This is a genomic window from Cypionkella sp. (assembly GCF_036782355.1).
In the GTDB taxonomy this organism is placed as follows: Bacteria; Pseudomonadota; Alphaproteobacteria; order Rhodobacterales; family Rhodobacteraceae; genus Cypionkella.
The window spans coordinates 57,104-63,361 of sequence record NZ_DAIPZF010000019.1 but is presented as its reverse complement, the minus strand read 5'-3'; the positions used below and the strand labels follow the sequence as shown (position 1 = coordinate 63,361).

The following is a 6,258-nucleotide window of genomic DNA, read 5'->3' as shown; positions in this document are numbered from 1 at the left end:
CCGAGACCGAAGCCCGCATCGCCGCAGCGGCACAGGCTGCGGCAGACGCACAGGCTCAGGCGGATGCAGCGGCGGCTCAGGCTGCGGCAGATGCGCAGGCTCAGGCGGATGCAGCGGCGGCTCAGGCTGCGGCAGACGCGCAGGCTCAAGCCGATGCAGCGGCAGCGCAGGCGGCAGCAGATGCGCAGGCTCAGGCGGATGCGGCGGCAGCTCAGGCTGGAATGGATGCGCAGGCGGCACAAAGCGATGTGCCCGTGGCCCCCACCCCCGAAGAGATTGCCGCGCAAGAGGCCGCTTTGGCCCAAGCTCAGGCCGAACTTGCCCCGCAGGCCGATGGCACACTCCTTGATCCCAATGCGGGCCTTAAAACCGCGGTCGAGGTGCTTGACCCCAATGCCCAGCCTGTCGAGGCCCCCGTGGTCTCGCAGGCCGAGGTGCAAAGCCTGACGACCCTACTTGCCGAACCCACAGCCGAGGCTCCCACGGCCACCGCAGCACCCGAGCCCGCAGCCCCAATGGCGATGGCCGATGCGCCTGCCGATACCGCAGCCGCACCGCAGGCCGTGGCCAGCACCACCGAAGTGATGACCGCGCAAAGCGCACGCTCGGCCACCGAAGAATTCGCCGCAGCTCCTGTGGTCGTAGAGGGGGGCAAAAAGAACCGGCTGTCAGACCTTGAGAAATTCGGTCTGGTGGCGCTGGGCGCTTTGGCCGTGGGCGCGATTATCAAAGGCGCCAACAACGCGCCCGCCGAAGACCGTCAGGTGGTCTCGAACACCGGCGACCGTGTGGTGGTGCTGAACCCTGATGGGCAATATCAGGTCTACCGCGACGATGACGCGACGCTGCGCCAGCCCGGATCACAGGTGCGCACCGAAACCTTCAAGGATGGCTCGACCCGCACCACGGTGCTGCGCGAGGGCGGTGATCAGGTGGTGACGATCCGCGATGCGACGGGGCGGGTGCTGCGCCGGGCGACCTATGATGCACAGGGGCGCGAGCGGGTGCTGTTCAACGATCTGGAACCTGAACGCCGGGTTGTGGTTTCGACCCTGCCTGCGCCGCGCGCAAAGCAGGTGGTGATCGCAGCCGAAGACCCGAACGCCGATTTTAAACGCGCAATGGCTGCGCAACAGATCGAAAAGCTGGGCCGCAGCTTTAGCCTGCGTCAAATCCGCGAGATCCCTCAGGTGCGGCATCTGGCGGCGCAGATTGACGTTGACCTGATCAGCTTTGACAGCGGCTCGGCGGCGCTTAAACCGGCCGAGGCGGGCAATCTGGCCGATCTGGGTGGCTTTATGCAGGATATGCTGGCGCAAAACCCCGGCGAGATTTTCCTGATCGAAGGTCATACCGATGCCACCGGTAAGGCTGCGATGAACCTTGCGCTGTCAGATCGGCGGGCGGAAACCGTGGCGCTGGCTCTGGCCGAATATTTCGATATTCCGCCCGAAAACATGGTGATCCAAGGCTACGGCGAGGAAGAATTGCGCATCGACACCCAAGCCAACGAGCCGCGCAATCGCCGTGTGGCGGTGCGCATCATCACGCCTTTGCTGCAAGTGGCGAATTAAACGCTTTGGGCCCCGCCGCTTGCGGGGCCTTATCGGCATGCCACCTTTTGGCAATGGCACAGCGCGCTGGGCTGTCGCATAGTCGCGCAGGAGGTGGCCTTTATGATGCATGATCAAATCCCCGAAACCGCGCTTGCCTGGCACCGCGAGGGGCGCGGGGCGGCGCTTGCCACTGTGGTGGAAACCTGGGGCTCGGCCCCGCGCCAAGCTGGCAGTCAGCTTGCGATTTCGGGCGCGGGCGAGATTATGGGATCGGTCTCGGGCGGCTGTGTCGAGGGCGCGGTGGTGGTCGAAGCGCTGGAGGCGATGCAAAGCGATCAGCCGCGGCTGTTGTCCTTTGGTGTGTCGGATGAGACCGCGTTTTCGGTGGGGCTGGCCTGTGGCGGCACCATTCGGGTTCTGCTGGAACCTGTGGCGCCGATGGCCGATCTGCTGGCCGAGCTGGTGGCGATTAGGGCTGCGCGCAGGCCCGTGGCCTATGCGGTTGATCTGACCGATTGGAGCCGGGCGCTGCTGGTGCCGGGCGCTGCCGCCGAGGCCGATCTGCGGCTGCGCTCGGATAAGGCGGGGGTCGAGGGCGCGCGCTTTATCGCGCCGCATAATCCGCCCTTGCGCCTGATCGTGGTGGGCGCTGTGCATATCGCCCAGCCCTTGGTCGCGATGGCGCGGCTTGCGGGCTATGACCCGACGCTGATCGACCCGCGCGAAACCTTTGGCGCGGCAGACCGCTTTCCGGGTGAGGTGATTTTGGACGATTGGCCGGACGAGGCCTTGCAACGGCTTGCACCAGACGCGCGCAGCGCCATCATCACCCTGACCCATGACAGCAAGCTTGACGATCCCGCGATTGCCTTTGCGCTGCGATCAGAGTGTTTTTATCTGGGCTGTCTGGGGTCGAAAAAGACCCATGCGGCGCGGGTGGCGCGGCTGCAAGCGGCGGGCTTTTCCGAGGCCGAGATTGCGCGCATCCACGCCCCCGTCGGGCTTGCGATTGGCGCTAAGACCCCGGCCGAGATTGCGATTTCCATCCTTGCACAGGTGACAGCCGTGCTGCGGGGGGCGTGATGCAATTTGGGCCGGTGCCCTTGGATCAAGCGCTTGGCGCGATTTTGGCGCATTCGCTGGCTTTGCCTGACGGGCGGCTGCGCAAGGGCTGCGTGCTGGGCAACACCGAGATTGCCGCACTGCGCGAGCTTGGGCTGGCGCAGGTCACCGTGGCGCGGCTGGGGCCTGATGATCTGGCCGAAGATGCTGCGGCAGAGGCTTTGGCTGCGGCCTTGCAACCTGGCTCGGGCCTGATCCGCTCGCAGGCCTTTACCGGACGCGTCAATCTGAACGCACCGGCTGCCGGGGTGGTGCGGGTGGATGCGGCGGCGGTGGCGGCGCTGAACCGCGCGCATCCGGCGATCACGCTTGCCACCTTGGCACCGCTGACGCGGGTCGAGGCGGGGACTTTGGTCGGCACTGTCAAGATCATCGCCTACGGGGTCGAGCGGGCCGCACTGGCGCAGGCCTGTGAAGCCGCCGTTGGGGCCTTGCAGTTTTGCCCGGTGGTGCGCCGCAGCGCCAGCCTGATTTTAACCGCAGTGGAAGGCCAAGACGACAAGCTTGCCCTAAAGGGGCGGCGCGCGGTTTTGGCGCGGCTGACGGCGCTGGGAATGACCTTGGCCGGCGTCGAGGTGGTGGCGCATGACGAGGCCGCACTTGGCGCGGCGATCACGCGGGCGGGCGGCGATATGGTGCTGATCCTGACCGGCTCTGCCACTTCGGACCTATACGACACCGCGCCGCAAGCGCTGCGGCGGGCGGGGGGTACGGTACTGCGCTTTGGCATGCCGGTCGATCCGGGCAATCTGTTGTTTCTGGGCCAATTGGCCGCGCGGCCGGTGGTGGGCCTGCCGGGCTGCGCGCGCTCGCCCGCGCTGAACGGCGCCGATTGGGTGCTGGAACGGCTGGCTTGCGGCATCGCGGTCTCTAGCGATGACATCGCCGCGATGGGGGTCGGTGGGCTGTTGAAGGAAATCCCGATCCGGCCACAGCTGCGCGAACCAAAATTAAGATAAACAATCACAATCATATATTTGTGACGCATACTTCATGTTTGGTGGCGCGCGTGGCCGCTGTTTGTTTTACAAATGTACAGCTAACTGTATAGGTTAAAGCTAAAATTAGGGGCATCGGGATATGCGCCCGATTTGTTAACCTTTTGTTAACTATTCGGTAAATATCGTCACGGCTAGAGAGGGAATATCCAGAGGCCTGAACTTTGGCAAATGACAAATCAAGAAGCCGAGCATGACCCGCAAAAGCCTTTCACCGCAAAAGCAAGTCTTTGCTTATAAATTTTTTCCCTTGGCGATGGTTGCCTTGGTTTGTGCGGGTCAGATTCCGTATTTTTTGGGCCAACAGAATGAGTATCTTTTGTCAATGGCGACGGTATCGACGGGCGGTTATCTGGTTTTGGCGGTTGCAATGGCGCGGGGCGCGCAGGGGCTTGGTCGTTCGGTTCTGCTGCACGGGTTAAGTTTCTTGTTCATAGCGCTATCTGTGCAAAGGCTTTTGCAAAACGTTATCCCAAGCTGGCCGCAGGTTTTGCAGCCGCAGCTTTTTGTTGACTATGGGTTGGTGCCCTTTGTGGCAAATAGACTGTCAAGCATCTGTGCGATTGGGCTCATTTTTCTAAATCTGGCGCTTTTAGTCGAGCTGCGCAGTCGCTGGCTTGCGATCGTCTTTACGATGACGGCCTGGTTTGCTGCGATCTTCGCCTTGAACGGTCTTGTGGTTGACACTGCTTATCTGACCAATGGCATCTCATTTTTCAGCGTCGCCAGTTTGGTAATCGGCGTTACTGCCATGGCGCTGCGGCTGAGTGACGAAGCGCCGTTTTTGGTTTTATTTAAACGCAGTGGGCTGGGATTGTCGCTGCGCATTGTGATTTGTGTTGTCATGATCGAACCTTTGGCGGTCGGCCTTTTTGTCAGCGAATTTGACACGCAGCTCTATTATGTTTCAGCATCGGTGACGCAAGTCGTGGCCATTATTGCTAGTATCAAATTGCCGAATATCCTTGCGGTCGCTTCGGGTTTTGATCAAAACCAGACGCTGTTGCAGCAAGCGGCCGAGTTTGATCATCTGACGGGGCTGTTAAACCGGCATGGCTTAGAGCGGGAGCTTGCAAACAACAGTTTTAACAGCGTGGTGATGCTGGATATTGATCATTTCAAGCAGATCAATGACGCGCTTGGCCATGCTGCGGGCGATAAGCTGTTGGTGGCAGTGGCAAAGACCTTGTCCGGCTGTCTGGGGCCGGATGACGTTGTGGTGCGCTGGGGTGGGGATGAGTTTATCGTGCTGACCCAAGAACATGGTCAAGAGAGGTTACAGGCGCTCTGTGAGGGGCTGCGCAAAGCCATCACGACCTTGCCTGCGCTGCATCTGGCCACATGGCACTTTCAGATAACGATGTCGCTGGGCTATGCGCAGATCGACTTTGGCAAACAGGGCTTTGCGGGCGCTGTCAGTCGCGCCGATCAAGCGCTTTATGCGGCAAAATACGCCGGTCGCAACAAGACGCGCGGCGAAAGAGCCGAGCAGGTTTTACAGCAGTTTCAGGCCGCCTTTATGGCGCCAGAAGCCAAGGTCTGAGCAAAAAAAAGGGGCCCGAGGGCCCCTGATTTCAGAGATAGGCGCGGCAGTTACTTTGCCGAGATCATCATCACCATCTGCCGGCCTTCCAGCCGTGGCATTGATTCGATCTTGCCGATTTCGGTCACATCGGCTGCGACGCGGTTCAGCAGCTCAAGCCCAAGCTCTTGGTGGGCCATCTCGCGGCCGCGAAAGCGCAGCGTGACTTTGACCTTATCGCCTTCTTCAAGGAATTTGACCACCGAGCGCATCTTCACATCGTAGTCATGGATATCAGTGCCCGGACGGAACTTGATTTCCTTGATCTCGATGATCTTTTGCTTTTTGCGGGCCTCGGCCTCGCGCTTTTGAGTCTCGTATTTATATTTGCCAAAGTCCATGATCTTGCACACGGGCGGTTCGGCATTCGGAGAAATCTCTACCAGATCAAGCCCGGCCTCTTCGGCCATTTGCATGGCGCGGGCGGGTGTGACGACGCCGACATTCTCGCCATCCGCGCCGATCAGGCGGATTTCGGGCGACCGGATGCGATCATTGATGCGCGGGCCGGTTTCGCGTTGTGGCGGGGCGTTGTGGGGTCTGCGGGCTATGGGAGTGGTCCTTCATATGGTTGTAAGCGCCGTCAAGATAGTCTTTGCGCGCGCAAGCTTCAACCACATTCGGGCAAGGCGCAAAAACAAGGTTTCGGCAGGGTTTCGCCGGCCTTTTTTGCAGGTGCAGCATGGCTCTGTTCTTCCGATCACGCATCTGTCATAGCGCCCCCGATCCCTTAGGTGAGGGATTTTGGAGAATAAAATGAACAAGAATATCCTTATTGGCTTGGCGCTGATCGTGGCGGCTGGCGCGGGCTACTATGCGTTTGGCATGAAGCCACATGCGGCTGAAGAAGCAGCAGAAGCTGCAATCGAAGCCACGCCAGCTGTGGACGATGCCGCAGCTGCAACCGCCGCAGCGGCGAAAGTGGCTGCGGATGCCGCCACCAAAGCCGCCGCTGACGCTGCGGCTGCCACCCAGGCTGCGGCCGAGGCTGCGGCGCGTG

The 6,258-nt window shown here is 61.1% G+C and carries 5 protein-coding genes and 1 pseudogene; 5 read left to right on the top strand and 1 reads right to left on the bottom strand.

Annotated features, from left to right (window positions below):
* The 4 genes from V7Q10_RS09285 to V7Q10_RS09270 all read left to right on the top strand — a co-directional run.
* A partial coding sequence (locus tag V7Q10_RS09285) for an OmpA family protein (RefSeq protein WP_333868802.1) occupies window positions 1-1,574 on the top strand: 1,574 nt, incomplete at its 5' end.
* 102 nt (window positions 1,575-1,676) lie between these two features.
* Entirely contained in the window at window positions 1,677-2,639 is a 963-nt protein-coding gene (locus tag V7Q10_RS09280) for an XdhC family protein (protein WP_442885850.1), read from the top strand.
* Window positions 2,639-3,637 (top strand): molybdopterin-binding protein, encoded by a 999-nt coding sequence (locus V7Q10_RS09275; RefSeq protein ID WP_333868801.1) that lies wholly within the window; start codon window positions 2,639-2,641, stop codon window positions 3,635-3,637. Before V7Q10_RS09280 ends, V7Q10_RS09275 begins: the two co-directional genes overlap by 1 nt.
* Window positions 3,638-4,001: 364 nt before the next feature.
* A complete protein-coding gene (locus V7Q10_RS09270; protein ID WP_333868800.1) occupies window positions 4,002-5,219 on the top strand; it encodes a GGDEF domain-containing protein in 1,218 nt (405 codons plus the stop codon).
* Window positions 5,220-5,269: 50 nt separating this feature from the next.
* Here the strand turns inward: V7Q10_RS09270 and infC are convergent, their stop codons facing one another.
* On the bottom strand, window positions 5,270-5,758 hold the full coding sequence (gene infC, locus V7Q10_RS09265; protein ID WP_442885852.1) for a translation initiation factor IF-3: 489 nt from the start codon (window positions 5,756-5,758) through the stop codon (window positions 5,270-5,272).
* Between the two features lie 256 nt (window positions 5,759-6,014).
* Here infC and V7Q10_RS09260 point away from each other — a divergent pair.
* Window positions 6,015-6,258, top strand: a pseudogene (locus V7Q10_RS09260) (hypothetical protein); the annotation flags it as partial.